This window comes from Pseudomonas sp. R4-39-08 (assembly GCF_003852275.1).
Taxonomy (GTDB): Bacteria; Pseudomonadota; Gammaproteobacteria; order Pseudomonadales; family Pseudomonadaceae; genus Aquipseudomonas.
Genome location: NZ_CP027733.1, coordinates 4,190,868 through 4,210,232, shown reverse-complemented (window position 1 = coordinate 4,210,232; position 19,365 = coordinate 4,190,868). Strand labels below are relative to the sequence as shown.

22 protein-coding genes and 1 pseudogene are annotated in these 19,365 nt (G+C 59.2%); 11 read left to right on the top strand and 12 right to left on the bottom strand.

Annotated elements, in window-relative coordinates; genetic code table 11:
* Positions 1 to 41: 41 nt before the first annotated feature.
* The 3 genes from C4J88_RS19400 to C4J88_RS19390 are packed head-to-tail and all read left to right on the top strand — an operon-like array spanning position 42 to position 2,031.
* The gene (locus C4J88_RS19400) at positions 42 to 1,163 is read left to right on the top strand and encodes a beta-ketoacyl-ACP synthase III (protein ID WP_124367915.1); all 1,122 of its coding nucleotides are present in this window, start codon (positions 42 to 44) and stop codon (positions 1,161 to 1,163) included.
* Between the two features lie 26 nt (positions 1,164 to 1,189).
* A complete protein-coding gene (locus tag C4J88_RS19395; protein WP_124407870.1) occupies positions 1,190 to 1,804 on the top strand; it encodes an RNA polymerase sigma factor in 615 nt (204 codons plus the stop codon).
* Positions 1,798 to 2,031, top strand: a complete 234-nt coding sequence (locus C4J88_RS19390) for an anti-sigma factor (RefSeq protein ID WP_124371475.1) — start codon at positions 1,798 to 1,800, stop codon at positions 2,029 to 2,031. Before C4J88_RS19395 ends, C4J88_RS19390 begins: the two co-directional genes overlap by 7 nt.
* A 32-nt stretch (positions 2,032 to 2,063) precedes the next feature.
* Here C4J88_RS19390 and C4J88_RS19385 read toward each other — a convergent pair whose 3' ends face one another.
* Positions 2,064 to 3,386 (bottom strand): putative porin, encoded by a 1,323-nt coding sequence (locus C4J88_RS19385; RefSeq protein ID WP_124407869.1) that lies wholly within the window; start codon positions 3,384 to 3,386, stop codon positions 2,064 to 2,066.
* Between the two features lie 283 nt (positions 3,387 to 3,669).
* On the opposite strand from C4J88_RS19385, the gene C4J88_RS19380 reads away from it, so the two are divergent.
* Positions 3,670 to 4,794 carry a GNAT family N-acetyltransferase gene (locus C4J88_RS19380; RefSeq protein ID WP_124367912.1) on the top strand — a complete coding sequence of 375 codons (1,125 nt, stop codon included), beginning with the start codon at positions 3,670 to 3,672 and terminating at the stop codon, positions 4,792 to 4,794.
* A 205-nt stretch (positions 4,795 to 4,999) separates the two neighbouring features.
* Here the strand turns inward: C4J88_RS19380 and C4J88_RS19370 are convergent, their stop codons facing one another.
* The 4 genes and pseudogenes from C4J88_RS19370 to C4J88_RS19355 all read right to left on the bottom strand — a co-directional run bounded on the left by C4J88_RS19370 (position 5,000) and on the right by C4J88_RS19355 (position 8,705).
* On the bottom strand, positions 5,000 to 6,832 hold the full coding sequence (locus C4J88_RS19370; RefSeq protein ID WP_124407867.1) for an ABC transporter ATP-binding protein: 1,833 nt from the start codon (positions 6,830 to 6,832) through the stop codon (positions 5,000 to 5,002).
* Between the two features lie 94 nt (positions 6,833 to 6,926).
* Positions 6,927 to 7,490, bottom strand: a complete 564-nt coding sequence (locus C4J88_RS19365; protein WP_124371471.1) for a peptidylprolyl isomerase — start codon at positions 7,488 to 7,490, stop codon at positions 6,927 to 6,929.
* 3 nt (positions 7,491 to 7,493) lie between these two features.
* Positions 7,494 to 7,752, bottom strand: a pseudogene (locus tag C4J88_RS19360) (alpha/beta fold hydrolase); the annotation flags it as partial.
* Between the two features lie 29 nt (positions 7,753 to 7,781).
* Positions 7,782 to 8,705 (bottom strand): LysR family transcriptional regulator, encoded by a 924-nt coding sequence (locus tag C4J88_RS19355; protein ID WP_124363864.1) that lies wholly within the window; start codon positions 8,703 to 8,705, stop codon positions 7,782 to 7,784.
* 49 nt (positions 8,706 to 8,754) lie between these two features.
* Between C4J88_RS19355 and C4J88_RS19350 the strand changes: the two genes are divergently transcribed.
* The 3 genes from C4J88_RS19350 to C4J88_RS19340 all read left to right on the top strand — a co-directional run bounded on the left by C4J88_RS19350 (position 8,755) and on the right by C4J88_RS19340 (position 10,886).
* A complete protein-coding gene (locus tag C4J88_RS19350) occupies positions 8,755 to 9,069 on the top strand; it encodes a 3-phosphoglycerate kinase (protein WP_124367909.1) in 315 nt (104 codons plus the stop codon).
* A gap of 151 nt (positions 9,070 to 9,220) precedes the next feature.
* A complete protein-coding gene (locus C4J88_RS19345) occupies positions 9,221 to 9,820 on the top strand; it encodes an FMN-dependent NADH-azoreductase (protein ID WP_124367908.1) in 600 nt (199 codons plus the stop codon).
* Between the two features lie 202 nt (positions 9,821 to 10,022).
* Complete coding sequence (locus C4J88_RS19340; RefSeq protein ID WP_124407866.1) at positions 10,023 to 10,886, top strand: carboxylate/amino acid/amine transporter; 864 nt, start codon at positions 10,023 to 10,025, stop codon at positions 10,884 to 10,886.
* Here C4J88_RS19340 and C4J88_RS19335 read toward each other — a convergent pair.
* Complete coding sequence (locus C4J88_RS19335; protein WP_124407865.1) at positions 10,879 to 11,196, bottom strand: hypothetical protein; 318 nt, start codon at positions 11,194 to 11,196, stop codon at positions 10,879 to 10,881. The two genes, C4J88_RS19340 and C4J88_RS19335, sit on opposite strands and share 8 nt — an antisense overlap.
* Before the next feature lie 148 nt (positions 11,197 to 11,344).
* Here C4J88_RS19335 and C4J88_RS19330 point away from each other — a divergent pair, with 148 nt between their 5' ends.
* Positions 11,345 to 11,710 carry a histone-like nucleoid-structuring protein, MvaT/MvaU family gene (locus tag C4J88_RS19330; RefSeq protein WP_124363859.1) on the top strand — a complete coding sequence of 122 codons (366 nt, stop codon included), beginning with the start codon at positions 11,345 to 11,347 and terminating at the stop codon, positions 11,708 to 11,710.
* A 4-nt stretch (positions 11,711 to 11,714) separates the two neighbouring features.
* Here the strand turns inward: C4J88_RS19330 and C4J88_RS19325 are convergent, their stop codons facing one another.
* Positions 11,715 to 12,776 carry an SDR family oxidoreductase gene (locus C4J88_RS19325; RefSeq protein ID WP_124407864.1) on the bottom strand — a complete coding sequence of 354 codons (1,062 nt, stop codon included), beginning with the start codon at positions 12,774 to 12,776 and terminating at the stop codon, positions 11,715 to 11,717.
* Between the two features lie 132 nt (positions 12,777 to 12,908).
* A complete protein-coding gene (locus tag C4J88_RS19320; protein WP_124407863.1) occupies positions 12,909 to 13,721 on the bottom strand; it encodes a DUF1206 domain-containing protein in 813 nt (270 codons plus the stop codon).
* Positions 13,722 to 13,828: 107 nt separating this feature from the next.
* On the opposite strand from C4J88_RS19320, the gene C4J88_RS19315 reads away from it, so the two are divergent.
* Both C4J88_RS19315 and C4J88_RS19310 read left to right on the top strand, forming a co-directional pair.
* Positions 13,829 to 14,551 (top strand): methyltransferase domain-containing protein, encoded by a 723-nt coding sequence (locus C4J88_RS19315; protein WP_256659049.1) that lies wholly within the window; start codon positions 13,829 to 13,831, stop codon positions 14,549 to 14,551.
* A 177-nt stretch (positions 14,552 to 14,728) separates the two neighbouring features.
* A complete protein-coding gene (locus tag C4J88_RS19310) occupies positions 14,729 to 16,075 on the top strand; it encodes a DEAD/DEAH box helicase (RefSeq protein ID WP_124407862.1) in 1,347 nt (448 codons plus the stop codon).
* A 125-nt stretch (positions 16,076 to 16,200) separates the two neighbouring features.
* On the opposite strand, the gene C4J88_RS19305 is transcribed toward C4J88_RS19310, so the two are convergent.
* On the bottom strand, positions 16,201 to 16,473 hold the full coding sequence (locus tag C4J88_RS19305; protein ID WP_124371465.1) for a hypothetical protein: 273 nt from the start codon (positions 16,471 to 16,473) through the stop codon (positions 16,201 to 16,203).
* 155 nt (positions 16,474 to 16,628) lie between these two features.
* Between C4J88_RS19305 and C4J88_RS19300 the strand changes: the two genes are divergently transcribed.
* Positions 16,629 to 17,030, top strand: coding sequence for a transcriptional regulator (locus C4J88_RS19300; RefSeq protein WP_124363853.1), 402 nt, complete (start codon positions 16,629 to 16,631; stop codon positions 17,028 to 17,030).
* A 41-nt stretch (positions 17,031 to 17,071) separates the two neighbouring features.
* Here the strand turns inward: C4J88_RS19300 and C4J88_RS19295 are convergent, their stop codons facing one another.
* The 3 genes from C4J88_RS19295 to C4J88_RS19285 all read right to left on the bottom strand — a co-directional run bounded on the left by C4J88_RS19295 (position 17,072) and on the right by C4J88_RS19285 (position 19,117).
* Positions 17,072 to 17,941: a DUF6279 family lipoprotein gene (locus C4J88_RS19295; protein ID WP_124407861.1), complete on the bottom strand. Its 870-nt coding sequence runs from the start codon at positions 17,939 to 17,941 to the stop codon at positions 17,072 to 17,074.
* Positions 17,942 to 18,008: 67 nt separating this feature from the next.
* A complete protein-coding gene (locus C4J88_RS19290) occupies positions 18,009 to 18,731 on the bottom strand; it encodes a TorF family putative porin (RefSeq protein WP_124363851.1) in 723 nt (240 codons plus the stop codon).
* A 206-nt stretch (positions 18,732 to 18,937) separates the two neighbouring features.
* Entirely contained in the window at positions 18,938 to 19,117 is a 180-nt protein-coding gene (locus C4J88_RS19285; RefSeq protein ID WP_003193095.1) for a hypothetical protein, read from the bottom strand.
* Positions 19,118 to 19,365: the final 248 nt, after the last annotated feature.

Here is a 19,365-nt window from a genome sequence, read left to right as displayed (position 1 = left end):
GGTACCAATATCTTCTGCCTGACAGATTTAGAGGAACGACCGTGCATAACGTCGTCATCAGCGGCACTGGCCTGTACACCCCGGCCAACAGCATCTCCAACGAAGAGCTGGTGCAGTCTTTCAATGCCTATGTGCAGCAGTTCAACCGCGAAAACGCCGCTGCCATCGAGCGCGGTGACGTGCAGGCGCTGACTGAGTCCAGTGCGGCGTTCATCGAAAAAGCCTCGGGCATCAAGAGCCGTTTCGTTATGGATAAGGACGGCATCCTCGACCCTCAGCGCATGGCCCCACGCCTGCCCGAGCGCAGTAACGACGAATGGTCGGTGCTCTGCCAGATGGCCGTCGGCGCCGCCGAACAGGCCCTGCAGCGCGCAGGCAAGACCGCCGCTGATATCGATGGCGTGATCGTCGCCTGTTCCAACCTGCAGCGCGCCTACCCGGCCATCGCCATTGAGGTTCAGGAGGCCCTGGGTATCCAGGGCTTCGGTTTCGATATGAACGTGGCGTGTTCCTCGGCCACGTTTGGTATCCAGAATGCCGCCAACAGCATCCAGCTGGGCCAGGCCCGGGCGATCCTGATGGTCAATCCGGAAGTCTGCACCGGCCACCTGAATTTCCGTGATCGTGACAGCCACTTCATCTTTGGTGATGCCGCCACGGCGGTGATCCTCGAGCGGGCTGACCTGGCGACGTCCGAGCATCAGTTCGATGTGGTGAGCACCAAGCTGCTGACCCAGTTCTCCAACAACATCCGCAATAACTTTGGCTTTCTCAACCGCACGGCGGAAGAGGGCATCGGCGCACCGGACAAATTGTTCGTGCAGGAAGGCCGCAAGGTGTTCCGCGATGTGTGCCCGATGGTGGCCGAGCTGATCGCTGCGCACCTGGCGGAAAACCAGCTGGGCGTCAACGATGTGAAGCGCTTCTGGCTGCACCAGGCCAACCTGAGCATGAACCACCTGATCGTGAAAAAACTGCTCGGCCGCGAGGCCTCGGTGGAAGAAGCACCGGTGATCCTCGATACCTACGCCAATACCAGCTCGGCGGGTTCGGTGATTGCGTTTCACACCTATCAGGACGACTTGCCCAAGGGCTCCGTGGCGGTGCTCAGCTCGTTCGGTGCGGGCTATTCCATCGGCAGTGTGATTCTGCGCAAACGCTGATGCGCGCGTTTACATCGAGGTGTTGAATGGCCGCAGCGGACGACGCGCACCTGCTTGAACGCCTGCTCAAGGGCGAACAGCGGGCCTACAAGGAACTGGTCACCACTTACCAGAGTGCGATGCGGGCGGTGGCCTATGCCATCGTCGGGCAGCGGCATGCCGACGAGGTGGTGCAGGATGCCTGGTTGTCGGTGGTCCGCAACCTCGCCAGGTTCGAAGGGCGCTCCAGTTTGAAGACCTGGCTGCTGACCATCACGGCGAACGCCGCCAAGGGCCGCTACAAGCAAAATCGTCGCGAGGTGTTACTCGACGACCTGCCTTCCCCCCATGGCACCATCGGTGATGAACGCTTCACCCCGGACGATGGCCACTGGGCTGTCGCGCCTTATGCCTGGCACCAGGACACGCCGGAAGCCTTGCTGACCGAGGAGGAATTGCGCCAATGCCTGGAGCATACGATTCTGAGCTTGTCCGAGTTGCAGGGCAGCGTGCTGGTGCTGCGCGAGCGCCAGGGCCTGGAGCTGGAAGAAATCTGTAATCTTCTGACGCTCTCACTCTCCAATGTGCGCGTGCTGTTGCATCGAGCACGGCTTAAAGTCTTCGCAACCGTGGAGCATTTTGAGGAAACGGGCGAATGTTGACGTGTAAAGAGCAAGTGGCGCGTTCCAGTGACTACCTCGATGGGCAATTGACCTTTCGTGAGCGTCTGCTGGTGCGTCATCACTTGATGTTCTGCCCGAACTGCCGGCGTTTCATTCGCCAGATGCGCCTGATGCAGGCGACGTTGCGGATCATGCCGGACGAACCGGTAAAGGACGTGGATGCGCTGGCCGAACGGCTCGCGGCCGAACGACGTAAAGACGTGTAGGAGCGAGCTTGCTCGCTCCTACAGGGGTGAGGTTAGAACTTGGCTTCAGCATCCAGTTGCAGCGTGTTGGTGTTGGCATCACGCTGGGTACGGCTGGCGTAGTCAGCCTTGGTCAGGAAGTAGGTGGCGCCCAGGGCGAAGTTCTTGTCGATGTCGTAGCTGACCTTCATCTTGTGACCGCGCGAACCGGTGGTGCCGTTGGCGAAGTCCGAATCGGTGAAGGCGCCCACGACCGCGTCGCGTTGTGTATCGCGGTAGTTGTAGTCGAGGTTGAAACCGAACACCTTGGACTTGGCACCCACCAACCAGGCGGTGTCCTGATCGGTCACGGCATCGTTGTTTTTCACGTACTGGCCGTAGAAGGCCAACGGCACTGCCAGGCCGCCGATGTCCGCCTGGGCAAAACCTTCATACAGGCGGAATTCATTATTGGCCGAGTTGCCGTTGACCGCCAGTGCGCAAGGCGTGGTGGTGGTCGTGCAGCGGCTGTCCTTGTCGTTCTGGTAAGCGTAGACGCTGCCGCCCAGGGTCATTTTCAGGTTGTCGGTGAGTGAGAAGCGCGTGCCCAACTGGCCGGAGGTCAGGCGCAGGTCGTGGCGAAATTGCACGCCGTCGCCGTCGACGTTGTCCTTGAGGTTGTAGTTACCGAGGCTGCCGAACAGTTCGGCACTGCCGCCCAGTGGGTATTTGTAGGTGACCGCCAGGCCTTCTGGGTTGATGTCGCTGTCCCAGATCACATCGCCCATGCTCACCCACGGTTGCAGCATCTTGCCGCCGATCACGTGCAGGTTCTTGATCTGGTCCGGGTGGTAGTCGATGTAGCCGAGGTCCAGCCAGATCGATTTTTTATCGAAGTAACCATCCTGGTCCTGGTTGGTGGAGCGCGCATCGTCACCGCCGCCCGTGGCGATACGGATACCGGTGTCCACTTGCGGGTTGATTTCAGTGTAGGCACCCAGACGAGCCCGGATACGTTGACGGTCCTTGTCACGCCCACCGTTGTTGGGCTCGCCATCGATCTTGATGGTTTCCTGGCGAAAGCGCACATCGCCCTTGAACTGAGTCTTGGCGGCCCAGGCCAGCTTCTGGTCGAAGCTGCTCAGCTCGTTGGTTTTTTTCGCGGTGGCCGCGATCTGTTCGTTGGTCTCCTGTTGGGCTTGCCGGGCGATCTGCTGTTCTTTCTGGTCTTTGGCCAACTCGTTTTGCAATTCGGTGTACTGCGAAGCGGTGATCTGGCCGTTGGCCTTGAGCATGTCGAGCAACTTAGCGTCGACTGCAGCGCTGGCCGGAACGCTGAGGGCCAGCATCAGGCCGCCACACAGGGCCGCCGCAGTTTTAGTGGAAGCAAGACGCATATCAATCTCCGAAAGTGAGGAGGGATACAACCCCTCCAGGACACAACCGACCGATGACGGACGGAAAAAAATGCCACCCGGCAACCCGGGTGCTCTGAAAACAGGCGTCAGTATCGCGGCGGTTTATGACGGAGTAGTGGCTAAGTGATTTCATCTGCATGACAAATTGTTTGCCGATGGAACTATCGGTTTAGAGCTGTGTCCGGCCATTTTTGGTGATGTGCATAGGGCTGTGATAGGCGATACTCGCCAGGCTTTTACGTCAGAAACAGAGAGGATGCCGATGCCGTTGCAACGCCTGCACAGCCTGTCCGAAATCACCCCGCAGGCCTGGGATGCCCTGGCGCCGCAGGCCCAGCCGTTCGTGCGGCATGCCTTCCTGAGCGCGCTGGAAGACAGTGCCAGCCTGGGGCCCCAGTCGGGCTGGCAACCGGAGCATTTGCTGCATTGGGACGGTGATCGGCTGGTGGCTGCGTTGCCCGGCTATCGCAAGTGGCATTCCTACGGCGAGTACGTGTTCGATCACGGTTGGGCCGACGCCTGCGCGCGCGCCGGCATCGACTACTACCCCAAGCTGCTGACGGCGGTGCCGTTCAGTCCGGTCAGCGGCCCGCGACTGTTGGCCGCCAATGCCGAAGACGGCTTCGAGCTGTTGAACAGCCTGCCCGGTTACCTGGAAATCGAAGGGCTCTCCGGCGCCCATATCAACTTCACCGACACGTTGGCCGACGACGCACTGGCCCGGCAACCCGGCTGGCTGCAGCGCCTGGGCTGCCAATTCCACTGGCAGAACCGTGGCTATCGCGACTTCCAGGACTTTCTCGACGCACTGAGTTCACGCAAGCGCAAACAGATGCGCAAGGAACGCGAGCAGGTGGCGGGGCAGGGCATTGAGTTCGAGTGGCTGCAGGGGCATGAGCTGAGTGAAGCCCAGTGGGATTTTGTCTACGCCTGCTACGCCAACACCTACGCGGTACGTCGCCAGTCGCCCTATCTGACCCGGGCGTTTTTCAGCCTGCTGGCCGAGCGCATGCCCGAGGCGATCCGCGTAGTACTGGCCAAACAGGGCTCACGCCCGGTGGCCATGGCGTTCAGCCTGATCGGTGGCGACAGTTTCTACGGCCGCTACTGGGGCTGCCTGGCCGAATTCGACCGGTTGCATTTCGAAACCTGTTTCTACCAGGGCATGGACTACGCCATCGCCCACGGCCTGCAACGCTTCGACGCGGGCGCCCAGGGTGAGCACAAATTGATTCGCGGCTTTGAACCGGTGATCACCCGTTCGTGGCATTACCTGCGCCATCCGGGGTTGAAAAACGCCGTGGAGGATTTCCTCGAGCGCGAGCGGGTGGGGGTTCTGGCGTATGCCGAAGAGGCGAGGGAGGCCCTGCCTTATCGGCAGGGCTGACTGCCCCTTGCCCTAATGCCAGTCAGTTAAGAAGTAGAAAGGGTAAAAAGTAACCTGTGGCGAGGGAGCTTGCTCCCGCCGGACTGCGCAGCAGTCCCATTTTTGGGGCCGCTTCGCGGCCCAGCGGGAGCAAGCTCCCTCGCCACAGGTACAGTGTTCGTCCTTAACTGACTGGCATTACCCCTTGCCCTGGGTTTCGATGCCTTCAATCGATCCCGACAAACCCACCCGTCTGATGCTGCCACAAGCGCGCATACAGCCCGCCGTGTGCCAGCAACTGGGCATGGCTGCCGCTTTCGGCGATCTGGCCTTTCTCCAGCACCACCAGGCGGTCCATTCGCGCAATGGTCGACAGGCGGTGCGCAATCGCAATCACGGTCTTGCCCTGCATCAGGGTTTCCAGGCTCTCCTGGATCGCCGCTTCCACTTCCGAGTCCAGCGCTGAGGTGGCTTCGTCCATGATCAGGATCGGCGCGTCCTTGAGCAGCACACGGGCAATGGCGATCCGTTGGCGTTGCCCGCCGGAGAGTTTCACGCCGCGTTCGCCCACGTGGGCATCCAGGCCGGTGCGACCTTCGGCGTCCGACAGCAGCGGGATAAACTCGTCGGCGCGGGCCTTGTGCACGGCGGCCCAGAGTTCGTCGTCGGTTGCATCCGGCTTGCCATACAGCAGGTTGTCGCGGATCGAGCGGTGCAGCAGCGAAGTGTCCTGGGTAATCATGCCGATCTGTGCGCGCAGGCTTTCCTGGGCGACTTCGGCGATGTCCTGGCCGTCGATCAGGATGCGTCCGCCTTGCAGGTCGTAGAGGCGCAACAGCAGGTTGACCAGGGTCGACTTGCCCGCGCCGGACGGGCCGATCAGGCCGATCTTTTCCCCTGCCTTGATTTCAAGGTTGAGGCCGCCAATGATCCCGCTCTGCTTGCCATAGTGAAAATCCACCTGCTCGAAGCGCACTTGACCATGGGGCACGCTCAGGCGCGGGGCGTTGTCGCGGTCTGTCACCGCCAGCGGCTGGGCGATGGTTTTCAGGCCGTCCTGCACCATGCCGATATTTTCGAAAATGCCATTGACCACCCACATGATCCAGCCGGACATGTTGACGATACGAATCACCAGGCCGGTGGCCAGGGCAATCGCGCCCACGGAAATCAGCGACTGGGTCCACAACCACAGGGCCAAGCCGGTGGTGGTGACGATCAACAGGCCGTTCAGGAGGGTGATCACCGTGTCCATGCCGGTCAGCACGCGGGCGGCCAGCTGGGCTTTTTCGGTTTGCTCGATGATCGCTTCCTTGGCGTATTCCTGCTCATTCTGCGTATGGGCGAACAGCTTCAACGTGGTGATGTTGGTGTAGCCATCAACGATGCGGCCCATCAACTTGGAACGCGCCTCGGAGGAAATCACCGAGCGCTCTTTGACCCGTGGTACGAAGTAGCGCAGTGCCAGGCTGTAGCAGATGATCCAGGTGATCAGCGGCACCATCAGCCGCCAGTCTGCCTCGGCAAATAACACCAGGGAACTGATCGCATAGATCGACACGTGCCAGATGGCCTCCGCCGTCGCCACGGCCGAATCGCGCAGGGAGTTGCCGGTTTGCATGATGCGCTGGGCGATGCGCCCGGCGAAATCGTTCTGGAAGAAGTTCAGGCTCTGCTTGAGCACGTAGCTGTGGTTCTGCCAGCGAATCAGGCTGGTCATGCCGGGGTTGATGGTCTGGTGCACCAGCAAATCGTGCAGGCCGTTGAAGATCGGGCGCAACAGTAGCGCGACCACGGCCATCCAGATCAGCTCCGCGCTGTGGACCTGGAAGAAATCCGCCGGCGGCGTGCCCTGGGCCAGGTCGATGATGCGACTCAGGTAGCTGAACAGCGCGACTTCGATGAGCGCACCGACCAGTCCCACCACCAGCAATGCGGCGAAGCAGGGCCACACCTGGCGCAGGTAATAGAGATAGAAGGGCAGGACTTTTTCGGGAGGGGCCGCGCTGGGAGCATCGCGGAAGATGTCGATCAGTTGTTCAAAACGACGATAGAGCATTAGGCTTGACGCCCGCCGTGCGGGCTCTCCTTTCAAATGCGCACGCTGCCTTGTGGGCAACGTGCGGAGCTACTTGCAGGTCTACCCGCAGACCTCAGTCGATGCGCTTGGCCGACTTGATCAAGACGGGATCGATTGGCACGTTCTGCATGCCTTGCTTGGTGGTGGTCTGGGAATTGACGATGACATCGACCACGTCCATGCCCTTGACCACTTTGGCGAATACGGCGTAACCGGCATCGCGACCCGGGTCGAGGAAGGCATTGTCGGCCACGTTGATGAAGAATTGGCTGGTGGCCGAGTCGGGATTAGACGTACGAGCCATGGACAGCGTACCGCGAACGTTATGCAGGCCGTTGCTGGCTTCGTTCTTGATCGGTGCGTCGGTCGGCTTCTGCGACATCTGCTGGGTGAACCCGCCGCCCTGGACCATGAAGCCTGGGATCACACGGTGAAAAATCGTGTTGGTGTAGAAGCCTTTGTCGACATAGGCAAGAAAATTCTTGGTACTGATCGGCGCCTTGACCGGGTCCAGTTCGATTTCAATGTCGCCATTGGTGGTGGAGATCAAGACGTGGGGCGCCTTGGCTGGCTCGGCCGCCATCAGGTTGGCAGCGAACAGAACGGAACCGGCAAAGAAGGCGATTTTTTTCAGCATGGGTCAGTGATCCTGGGTAGTGGCATCGACGGAGTTTAGAAAGTCGAGCAGGGTAGCGTTAAAGACTTCGGGTTGGTCCAGGGGCGTGGCATGGCGGGAATCTTCAATCACCACCAGTCGCGCGTTGGGCAGCAGTTTTACATAGATTTCTTTCTGCGCCACGGGGGTGTAATCGTGGTCGGCGCTGATGACCAGGTTGGACAGGTGATTCTGGAGCGTTGTTCCTGCCGCCACAGCGCACTATCGCGTCGAGCTTGCACAATTGAACGCAGGCCATGGGTGAACTCCGTTTCAGGCTTGCCGGGGCGCCGCGAAGGGCGCGTCCAGCGGAGCGGTATCAAAGGTGCGCAACAATTCCACGAGGATCTGCGTCGCCGGGCCCAAGGGTTTGTCCTTGTTCGAATACAAATAGAACGTCGGATGGCGGCTGCCGCCCTGTTCCAGGGGCAGTTGCTTGAGCACGCCTTCAGCGAGTTCGCGCTCGATCATGTGCCGGGGCAACCAGGCAAAACCCAGTCCGCTGCCCACAAACGCGGCGGCGGTGGCCAGGCTGCCGACGGTCCAGCGCTGTTCGGCGCCGAGCCACCCCACATCCCGCGGTTGCTGGCGGCCGGAGTCACGGATGACCACCTGCATCTGGCTTTCCAGGTCCTGGAAGCTCAGTTCACGGTTCATACGGTGCAACGCATGCTCGGGGTGGGCCACGGCGACGAATTCCACATCGCTCATTTCCGTGCCCAGGTAACCGGCGATGCTGAACCCGCAAATCGCCAGGTCGGCCACGCCTTCTATCAGCAGCTCTTCGACGCCGGAGAGCACCTCCTCACGCAAGCGCACCCGGCACCCTCGGCTCTGCGGCATGAATGCGGTCAGGGCGCGCACCAGGCGCGCATTGGGGTAGGCCGCGTCCACGACCAGGCGCACCTCGGCTTCCCAGCCTTGTTCCATGTGATGGGCGAGGTCTTCCAGTTGACTGGCGTTTTTCACCAGTTGCCGCGAGCGGCGCAGCAGCACTTCACCGGCATCGGTGAGCACAGCCTTGCGCCCATCGATGCGCAGCAGCGGCACGCCGAGCTGGTCCTGCATGCGCGCCACGGTGTAGCTCACCGAGGACTGCGAGCGGTGCAGCGCTTCGGCCGCCTGGGCGAAGCCGCCATGGTCGACCACGGCTTGCAACGTGCGCCATTGATCGAGGGTAACGCGGGGCGCTTTCAAGATGAGCTCCTCTTGTCCTAAGCTGGCGGTCCTTATTGGAGACTGCCGAATGAGAAAATTCTGTTGTGTGTTGCTGGCGCTGCTGCCGATGAGCGCGTTTGCGTATCCCATCGACGTGACCAAAAAGATCGAGGGTGTAAGCATCGATTACACCGCGTCCGATGTGGACGGCGATATCAGTTCGATTCAGCTCAACAACTACGGCACGACAGCGGCTGTGTGTTCGGTGGTCTTCACCAATGGCCCTGAAGCGCCGCGGCGTCGTACCGTCACCGTACCGGCGGGCAAAAGCACCAACACCACGGTCAGGTTCAACCGCGCGATCATCAAGATGCGCATTGCCCTGAGCTGCGCGCCGAAATAAAGCAAAAGCGGAGCATGCCCAAGGGAATACTCCGCTTATAAACAAATTTCTAGATGGGTTATAGCAGTTTTTTGTGCTTTTTAATCGAACGGGCCCTGGTTAATCTTTTCTCCATCGACTTACAGCATTTACCGATGGAGCCTACATAGCCATGTCCAACGTTCTGATCATCGAAAGCAGCGCTCGCCAGCAGGATTCGATTTCCCGCCAACTGACCCAGCAGTTCATCAACCAGTGGCAGGCGACTCATCCTGGCGATCGGATCACCGTGCGCGACGTGGCGCTCAACCCGGTGCCCCACCTCGATGCCAACCTGCTGGGCGGCTGGATGAAGCCCGCCGAACAGCGCAGCCCGATCGAGCAGGCATCCCTGGACCGCTCCAACGCATTGACCGACGAGCTGCTCGCCGCCGACGTTCTGGTGATGGCGGCGCCGATGTACAACTTCGCCATCCCCAGCACCCTCAAGGCCTGGCTGGACCATGTGCTGCGCGCCGGGGTTACCTTCAAGTACACCGCCACCGGGCCGCAAGGTTTGCTGACTGGCAAGCGCGCCATCGTGCTCACCGCCCGTGGCGGCATTCACACCGGCGCTGCATCGGACCATCAGGAACCGTACCTGCGCCAGGTCATGGCCTTTATCGGGATTCACGACGTCACCTTCATCCATGCCGAAGGCGTGAACCTGAGCGGTGACTTCCAGGAAAAAGGCCTCAACCATGCAAAGGCACTGCTTGCCCAAGTGGCTTGATCCTTTAATCGCCAGATAATCCCCCGGTGTTTATCTAGGGCCACGCAATCCCTTCAAGTACGCGTACCGAACCTCCCTTTGCACTTGTGCTCCTGAGTGCTCCTGCCCGACTGCCGCTTTAGCGAGGTCGGGTTTTTTTTGCCTCGAGTTTCTTCAAACATCGAAAAGCTTTAATGTCGCGCCCATTCGAAACGAGGCGCACATGGGCTATCTACTGGTTGTTACCCTGATTCAGGCATTTTCCTTCAGTTTGATCGGCGAATACCTCGCCGGTCACGTCGACAGCTATTTCGCGGTGCTGGTGCGCGTGGTCCTGGCCGGGCTGATCTTCATTCCATTGACCCGCTGGCGCGCGGTGGAACCGGCGTTCATGCGCAGCATGCTGATCATTGGTGCGCTGCAATTCGGCGTGACCTACGTGTGCCTCTACCTGAGCTTTCGGGTACTCACGGTGCCGGAGGTGTTGCTGTTCACTGTCCTCACACCGTTGCACGTGACCCTGATCGAAGACGCGCTCAACCGGCGGTTCAATCCCTGGGCACTGGTCGCCGCGCTGGTGGCGGTGGCGGGCGCGGCGGTAATCCGCTTCGACCAGATCACGCCGCACTTCCTGATGGGCTTCCTGCTGCTGCAACTGGCCAACTTCACCTATGCCGCCGGGCAAGTCATGTACAAGCACTTGGTGGCGCGCTATCCAAGTGATCAGCCGCACTACCGGCGTTTCGGCTATTTCTACCTGGGCGCCTTGGTGGTGGTGTTACCCGCGTTCCTGCTGTTCGGCAAGGCGGACTTCCTGCCCCAGGCCCCGCTGCAATGGGGCGTGCTGGTGTTCCTGGGACTGGTCAGCACTGCGCTGGGCATGTACTGGTGGAACAAGGGGGCCTGCCTGGTCAATGGCGGCACCCTCGCGGTGGTGAACAACCTGCATGTGCCGGTGGGGTTGTTGCTGAACCTGCTGATCTGGAACCAGCATGAGCCGCTGGGACGACTGGCCCTCGGCGGCCTGGTGATTCTGGGGGCGGTGTGGGTCAGTCGGTTGGGGATCAAGCGGGCATCGCTTACATAGCAGCGAGAGACATGTGCCAGGCCGAATAGGGCGTGTTTTTCACCTGACATTGATTGAAGTCGGGTGAACCGTCATCCCACCAGACGGGCCCGCGCTCACCCAGATCAACCTTGGCCTTTTGAACCTTCGCCCTCGCGCTTTTCAGCTGGCCCTCATCACCTGACGCTTTGGCGGTTTTTACTTCACGACGCGCATCCATAAGCTGGTTAACCAAACGCTGCCGAACGTCTGAGGATAGTAAAGGATTACTGCACCGCCAGAGTTTGCCATTGACTAGGAAATAGCGGCCATCGGGCGTTGTTGGATACATCAATGGGCGTCTCCTACTCTTATACTCAATGACCTTGTTCCGTTACCTGGGATTCAATTTATTAATAGGGCGGACGCTTACAGTTCTATCAGCTCATGCTCGGGGCTTTTTTGGTGTAACGTAACAACACATCTAGAAGAGGTTTCCAATGTCTAAACTCGCAGAATTCCGCCAGCTCGAAAAACACCTCGCCGAACAGCTTCAGGCCCTCGAAGCTTTGAAGGGTGATGCCGGCCTCAAGAAAGAAATTGAATTCGAAACGAAGCTGCGCGATTTACTCGCAAAATACAGCTACAGCCTGAAGGACGTTATCAACTTGCTTGATCCACAAGCAGGGCGTCGCGCTCCAGCCGTTGAATTCAAAGCCGGCAGCCGCAAGCCACGCCAGTTGAAAGTTTATAAAAACCCTCATACCGGTGAAGTCGTCGAAACCAAGGGCGGCAATCACAAAACGCTAAAGGCTTGGAAAGCAGAACATGGCTCCGCGACTGTTGAGTCCTGGCTGGCCAAGTGACGACCTAAGGTATCAAGTGCATATCGCGTAGTTTGTCGAACACGTCGAAAAATGCTTGATCGCTCGCCTGGTAGGCGGTAAAGCCCATGGCACGGCTTTTCGACATATCCGTGACAACTTCAATGGGGCGACCAAGGTCTGCATCCGTGTGCCATGGGGATACCAGGCGACCTATATCGGGTTCTTTCAGGCCGTGTTCCGCGACTATTTGCGCCCATACGGCTTGGTCGTTAGCCATCTGCTTTTCAAGAGGTGAGAGTGACGCGGGATAATCGGCCGCAGACAGGGCGAAATAGTCGGCAATTCGGCCCCACATCCATTTCCAACGGAATACATCGCCATTGGTGACGTTGAATGCCTGATTGGCCGCAGCCGGCGTGGTGGCCGCCCACAGTTGTTGTTTGGCCAACTGCCGTGCGTCCGTCATATCGGTGAGGCTGTCCCACTGCACTTTTGATCCGGGAAACACAAAAGGGCGATGGGTTTGTTTGCAAATCGAAGCATAGACGGCGAGGGTGGTTGCCATATTCATCGCGTTGCCTACCGCAACCCCGGTGACGGTATGCGGGCGATGAACGCTCCACGTGAAGCCGTCCTTTTCAGCGGCGGCGAATAGTTCGTCTTCCTGGGCGTAGTAGAAATTTTCGATATCCAGACGCCCCTGTTCTTCGCGAAACGGTGTTTGCGCAGGGCTGCCCTTACCATACGCTTCGAACGGGCCGAGGTAATGTTTCAGGCCAGTAACCAGTGCTACGTGCTCAACGCTCTTGGCTGGGCGAATGGCGGTGAGCACGTTGCGTACCATGGCGGCATTAACGCGAATGTTCTCGGCCTCCGTGGCTTGCCGTGACCAAGTAGTAATGAATACATGAGTGGGTTTCAAATCCGCCAGCGCATGTTGCAGCGAAGCTGGATCCTGAAGGTCTGCCGCGACAGGGATAACACCTTGCGCTTGCGACGGGTGCCTCGACAGCGCGGCGACCTGCCAGTTGTTCTCGATTAGTAACTGAGTGATGGCGCTGCCGACGATTCCGCTGGCGCCCACGACTAAAGCTGTCTGGCTCATACGTTTCTCCTGGATTTAGGTTTGGGAGTCCGCCTGAGCAACAGAGGTTCAACCTGAACCTGAACCGGATCCGCATTGAGCTGCGCGGCACAAGGTAGAACTGGACTAACCATTCGCTGAGCCGGCACGGAACTACGGCCTCGGCACCCCCGGAACATCCATATTGATCTTGCGCCAGAAGGCTTCAGAGAAGCTGTAAGCCGAGAACGCAATCAGCCCCAAGGCCATCACCATCAACATCAGCCATCCCGCTGGAAGATTCTGCAGTGCGTCCAGGGCTTCTTTCATGCCCGGTGGATTCATGGCTTGATAAGTGGAACCGCTGATTGCCAGCAGCAATGCGATCTCTATAAAAACTACTCCACGGGCAATTAGACCGAACCGCGACACTGGGCGGACGTACTGCATGACGTCTTCATCGGCCTCAAAATATTTCTCGAACGAGGCTTTCCACCCCTTGATGATATGAGCAATACCCACACCCAGCGGAACGAGTGCGATCAGGTACACCAACACATTCGAGTGATCCCATGACAAGAGATGCGCCAGCCAGTCTTTGGTCTGCCCGCTGGAATTACCCGAGCTTTTAATGCCGCTAATAAGCAAACCCAATGCAAAGAGCGCGAGAGCGCCGTTAACCATACCCCCCGCTAAGAGACCCGCGCGAATCACCAAGCCTTTAAGTTCTTTGCCATGATGGTCCACATCACGCGTAGCTTGCAGAACGCGCCAAGCCGCAAATGCGAGTAGGCCCGCCACCACAAGCCCAACGAGAAAATAGCCGAAGGGCTGGCTTAGCAGTGCTTCCAGGCTCTTGTGGCTGTCTTTCGGCTTTGTCGAATCCTGTGCTGCCAGCAGTGCGAAGATGCCGATGATCAAATACAGCACGCCCCGAGCGGCGTAGCCTCCCCGAGCGAGTATTACCAGGCCTTGTTGTGCGGACATTCGATGTATTCCCGAGCTTTGATACAAAAGCAGACCCCTCTCGCTGGGTGGGGTTCTATTAACAGCAAGCGTCCGTCAGACTCCGGGCTGAATTTCGGAGCCAAGACATGAACCTTGCCAAGCGTGACTTCACCAAACAACTTCTTATTGATGCTGGGATACGTGAGGGGATGCGTGTTCTGGATGTCGGCTGCGGAACGGGGGACGTTTCCTTCCTGCTAAGCACACTGGTCGGCAAGACGGGCGAAGTCGTCGGGGTTGATCACGATGATAATGCGCTTGCTACAGCACGCAAACGCGAGGCATCCGCTAAGTACCCTGTGCCCACTTTCATTCAAAGCGGATTACTCGACCTGACTGAATCTATCGGCATGTTCGACGCCATCGTGGGCAGACGAGTGCTCATGTACCAGGCAGATACCGTGGCCACCGTCAGCGCACTGGCCAAGCATCTTCATCCAGGCGGGGTGATGGTTTTCCAGGAGCATGATACGACGATGGCCCCAGCCAGCATTGACGCCTTCCCCCTGCACAGAACGGCGCAAGGCTGGATACAGCAGATGATCGCGCGCGAAGGCGCCGACTTGCATATCGGCTTTAACCTGCACGGTATCTTCACCACTGCCGGATTGCGTGTCGCGGATGTGCGTGCCGAATGCGTCGTACAAACCCCTGATACACCTTACGGCCTGGGCTACATCGTACGTGCCTGCTTGCCACGCATCGTCGCGCTGGGGTTGCTACACCCGACGAGGTCAACATTGAAACGCTGGAACAACGTCTGGACGATGAGCGAAGCCAGTCAGGCGGAATATACGTCGGGGACGTAATGTTCGGGGCATGGGCCTATAAGCTGGGGCAGTCTTGATCCCAGGCACCTCGGTATGGAGAAAAATGCTGACAAAAAAACAGCTGATTAGCCCTGTTCGCGTAAAGAAACTCGGTTTGGACGCCCGAAACCGGTACCCTATGCAGCTGATATTTTGTATTTCTTCGAGGTAGCACCCGTGTTTTCCCAATTCGCCCTGCACGAACGCCTGCTCAAAGCCGTGGCCGAGCTTAAATTTGTCGAGCCTACGCCTGTGCAAGCAGCGGCCATCCCGCTCGCGCTCCAAGGGCGTGACCTGCGGGTGACGGCGCAAACCGGTAGCGGTAAGACCGCTGCATTCGTCCTGCCGATTCTCAACCGCCTGATCGGCCCGGCCAAAGTCCGCGTCAGCATCAAGACCCTGATCCTGCTGCCGACCCGCGAGCTGGCCCAGCAAACCTTGAAGGAAGTGGAGCGCTTTTCCCAGTTCACCTTCATCAAGTCCGGCCTGATCACCGGCGGTGAAGACTTCAAGGTCCAGGCCGCCATGCTGCGCAAGGTGCCGGACATCCTGATCGGCACCCCAGGCCGCATGATCGAGCAACTCAATGCCGGCAACCTCGACCTCAAGGAAGTCGAAGTGCTGGTATTGGACGAAGCCGACCGCATGCTCGACATGGGCTTTGCCGATGACGTGCAGCGCCTGGTAGCCGAGTGCGTCAACCGCCAGCAGACCATGTTGTTCTCCGCCACCACTGGCGGCTCGACCCTGCGCGAGATGGTTGCCAAGGTCCTGAACGATCCCGAGCACCTGCAGGTCAACAACGTCAGCGATCTGAACGCGACCACGCGTCAGCAGATCGTTACCGCTGATCACAACGTGCACAAAGAACAGATCCTCAACTGGCTGCTGGCCAACGAGACCTACCAGAAGGCGATCGTGTTCACCAATACCCGCGCCACTGCCGACCGCATCTACGGCCGCCTGGTGGCGCAGGAATACAAGGCGTTCGTGCTGCACGGCGAAAAGGACCAGAAGGACCGCAAGCTGGCCATCGACCGCCTCAAGGCCGGTGGCGTGAAGATCCTGGTCGCCACCGACGTCGCCGCGCGCGGCCTTGATGTGGATGGCCTGGACCTGGTGATCAACTTCGATATGCCGCGCAGCGGCGACGAATACGTGCACCGTATCGGCCGTACCGGGCGTGCCGGCAACGATGGCCTGGCCATCTCGCTGATCTGCCACGGTGACTGGAACCTGATGTCGAGCATCGAGCGCTATCTGAAGCAATCGTTCGAGCGCCGCACCATCAAGGAAGTCAAGGGCACCTACACCGGGCCGAAGAAGGTCAAGGCGTCGGGCAAGGCCGTCGGCGTGAAGAAGAAAAAGACTGACGCCAAGGGCGACAAGAAGAAGGCCGGCGCCAAGTCGCCGACCAAGCGCAAGATCGCCAACCGGCCGAAGACCGACAACCTGTCGCTCGTCAGCAAGGACGGCATGGCCCCGCTCAAGCGCCGCAAGCCGGAAGCACCCGCTGCCGAGTAAGGCCTGCGCCAGACGAAAAAAGCCGGACATTGTCCGGTTTTTTTATGCTCAGTTTGATCGCTCCCATGCTCCGCGTGGGAGCGCAGCCAGTGGCGCTCCGCGCCGCTCTTCATTCATTCATTCATTCATTCAGTCTTGGCAGCAGCTTCCTTCAACTCTTTGAGCCGGGCATCGATCAACTGGCATTTGTCGGGAAATTGCGCGCTTTCGGTGTCCAGATCCATCTTCTGCAACTGGTCATTCATCTCCTTGGCTTTGGCAGGGTTCTGCTCAGTGAGCCGGCTCACTTCCTTGGCCAGCGCCTCACGCTTGGCCGTGGCCTCTTCGGGCGTGCAGGCCCAGGCGGGCAGGGCGCCCAGCAGCGTGGCGGCAATGGCCAGGTTCATCAGGGTTTTCATGGTTCGGACCTCCTTGGCGATGATGTTCGGTTGAGGGGGCAAACGCCTGGAAAGTTCAGGGGAATGACGCCCGTCCATCCAGCTGAACGGCCAGCGCGCGGGCGGGTCACTAGTTTTGACGGGCTAATTTTTCTACGCCTGCAGGAGGAATCAGGATGACGACTTACAACTGGGATCTGATCGAGCGGCTGTTGCATGAAGTGCAAAACGGCGAGGGCAGTTTTGCTCCCCGCAAATACGCTGAGCAGGAAGCCGCCGAGAAGGCCACGGCGGGTGAGCCCACCGGCAATCTGGATGCGTTGAAGAAGACTGCCGCCGATTATGAAGCGCTGTTGTTCAAGCGCGGGTTTATTGAGTCGCGTCCGGAGGAAGAGGGCGGCAATGGTGAGAATTTCATTCTGACCCCGCGAGGAGCAAGCCTGCTCTCGCTGATCGATAGCTCAATCCCGGGGGAGAATCACCCGCGTCATGTGCTGGACCAGCAGGACGACGCGCTGGATGAACAAACCTTTGATCGTGTCGCGTCCGAGGCGGCTATTGCCGGCGGTGCGATTTAGCGTTCACGCGCGAGTGGTAGCGGGTGTGCCTGCTTCCACGTTTATTGGGAAGGTGTGGCCTTCAGGCACTTCAGCGCCTTGAAGTCGCTGCGCACGGCGTCGATTTTCTGGGTCAGCTTCAGGCGTTGCTGCGCGGTGCTTTCAGCCATCAGGTCAACGATCAGGCTGCGCGCGGCGGCTTCGGTCTGTGCGTAGGCGCTGCGGTACTCCGGGGTCCACAGGCTTTCACGGTCGACCAGCAGTTGCTGCATCTTGCGCGGGAAGTCGACGCTTTGGCGCTGCTGCACGGCGTCGATGAATTGAGCCTGCCAGCGCGCGCGGTTGCCGATCCATTCGGTGTTCTGATCACCCAGCGCGGCGGACCATGCCATCACCCGGCTTTGCTGGCGTGTACTGAGCGGGCCGATCCAGGCGTCCAGGCGCTTGCTCATGCGTTCGGCGCGTTCCTTGATCTGCTGGGGCAGCGGTGGCTTGAGGTATTCGTCCTGGCGCTTGCGCAGGTCCTTGGCCAGGGCGTCGTTCATCTCCTTGACCTGTTGGTCATCCAGACCTTGCAGCAATTGCACCGCAGTCGGGGTGATTTCGCGCGCAATCTCGGCGATGGCCTGCTTGGCTTCGACGGTACGGGTTTGTAAGGCCGCGTCCGTGACCTGATTGCTGTCGACCATCAGTTGCAAGCGGTCCAGCCAATCCAGGTAACCCGGCAATTGCGTGGTGCAGTGCCATGCCAGGTGCTGCTTAAGGCTGTCGTTGAACCAGCTCTTTTGCCCGGCGTTCATGTCCAGGTAATCGTTGAGGGTCCAGGGGATGATCACATCGAGATTGCGGTAGGCCAGGCCTACGCGGTTGCAGCCGGCGAGCGCCAGGCTCAGGGTCAGCAATAACGCCAGAAATTTGAGCCGACGCAACATGGGCGGGTCCTTGCACGGATGGGGGTTAATGCATGTGAACCTGCGGTGGGGGCGACAGTTCAGCCCATCAATAAAACGATCGCACGGCCTTCAAGGTCAACAGCCCATCACATTGCGAATTGTGTCCGGAGTAGGCCGAACAATCCCCGCCGCTGAGGCTGGAGTCGCTGTAGATCAAGTCCAGGTCAATGCCTTTCCATTCTCGGGAGAACTGTACCGACCAGTCGCTGAACGTGCGGATGGAGCCGTTTTCCACCGAAACCGGGGTGCCCAGCTGATGGGTGGTGTACTTCATGCTGACGCCGATGCCGAAAGGCTGGGTACCGCCGAGGTCGGCAAACAGCGTGCTGTCTTGGCGGTCGGGGTCGTTGCTGAAGGAGGCGCCGAAGCGGTTGCCCAACAGGTTCAGGCCACCGTAGAACTCTTGGCTGTCCAGAGGGCTGAGCTTGGGATAGCTGTAGTGGATCAGGCCGACTTCGTAGCCCAGGGTCTGGTCGAAAGGGTGTTTGAAACCCATGTAGGAATCGATTTCGAGCGTGCTCTTGGAGGACAGGTCCATATTCGGCGAGAACTGCCCGAAATACACGCCGCTGTCGTGGCTCAAGTCCAGGCCGCCGTGGAACGAGTCGCTGCCGGGCGCGGTGGGCTTGACCAGACCCTGGGCCATGCTGCGGCTGGGCGTGGTGCCCAATTTAAGGTCAAAGTCGCCCAATTCGCGCTGGAAGATCTGCGCTTGGGCAAGCGGACTGGCGATTAACGCAACGATCAGAAACGTGCAGGGTTTGAACATGCTTCACTCCATGAAAAGCGAGGAGCAGTAACGAAAAATCAGGCGGATGCCCGTGCTAGACGTGTGCAAGGATACCGGCGAATGCGCGCAGATGAGGCCCGTTCGTCGTTTTTGCGCAATAAAGGGTGAAGCAGAGGGTGTTTCGGGGCTCTAGTCCTAGCGCCTTGAAGGCAAGACGCTTAGGGACCAGGTGCGTTGCGCAGGTGTTACTTCTTGCCCAGGCTGATCTGCTTGGACGGGCCGAAAGTCTGGCCGCTTACGCCCTTGGCAATTTGCTGGATTTCGCCACCGGACTTGAGAAACGCAGCAATCTGGCTGTTGATCGATTCGCTGGTTTCGACGGCGGGAGCTGGCTTTGCTTTGCTGTTGGATGCTTTTACACGCATGGCGGCCACTAACCTGTAGAAAATTAACTTGGCCAGGCATCGTACAGGAAATACTTGACAATTGCTTGGCAAATATCCCCCAGGACTTAACCTCGCGTCTGGAAAAGTGCAGAACTTGATCAATGATTTAATCGGCTAACTTACTGTTTTAACTCGAAAGCTTGTGATGACGGGGCGTTGGCGACCGGTAAAATTTGTAGGAATGATCAGACGAGCGGGGCGGTGCCACTGTAGCGCCACGTCAGCCT